Source organism: Mesorhizobium sp. M1A.F.Ca.IN.020.06.1.1 (assembly GCF_004023265.1).
Taxonomy (GTDB): domain Bacteria; phylum Pseudomonadota; class Alphaproteobacteria; order Rhizobiales; family Rhizobiaceae; genus Mesorhizobium.
This window is the reverse complement of record NZ_RZSR01001806.1, coordinates 1-450: the sequence shown is the minus strand read 5'-3', so window position 1 is coordinate 450 and position 450 is coordinate 1. Positions and strand designations below refer to the sequence as shown.

General features: G+C 67.6%; 1 protein-coding gene. It reads right to left on the bottom strand.

Annotation, left to right across the window (positions count from 1 at the left end):
- Nucleotides 1-438: Tex-like N-terminal domain-containing protein (locus EOA60_RS37000; RefSeq protein ID WP_281060835.1), on the bottom strand; the 438-nt coding region annotated here is incomplete at its 3' end.
- Nucleotides 439-450: the final 12 nt, after the last annotated feature.

Genomic DNA, 450 nt, shown 5'->3' with positions numbered 1-450 from the left:
GGCTAGCGCGAGTTCGGCAGGCACCGCCGAACGGTCGGCGAGGATCGCCTCGGCCAGCGGCCCCAGTCCACGTTCCCTGGCGATCTCGGCCTTGGTGCGGCGCTTCGGCTTGTATGGCAAGTAGATGTCTTCGAGCTCGGCCTTGGTGGTCGCCGCCGCGATTTTTGCCTCGAGGTCCTCGGTCAGCTTGCCCTGCTCACGGATCGAACCGAGGATGGTGTCGCGGCGCGCATCGAGCTCGCGCAGATAGGCAAGCCGCTCGGAAAGGTCGCGCAACTGCGTGTCGTCGAGGCCGCCGGTGACCTCCTTGCGGTAGCGCGCCACGAAAGGCACCGTTGCGCCCTCGTCCAGCAGCCCGATTGCGGCTGCCGCCTGCTCCGGCCGCGAGCCGATCTCGGCCGCGATGATTGCTGCGATGCGCTTGATGTCCGATGCCATGCTGGTTCCTGC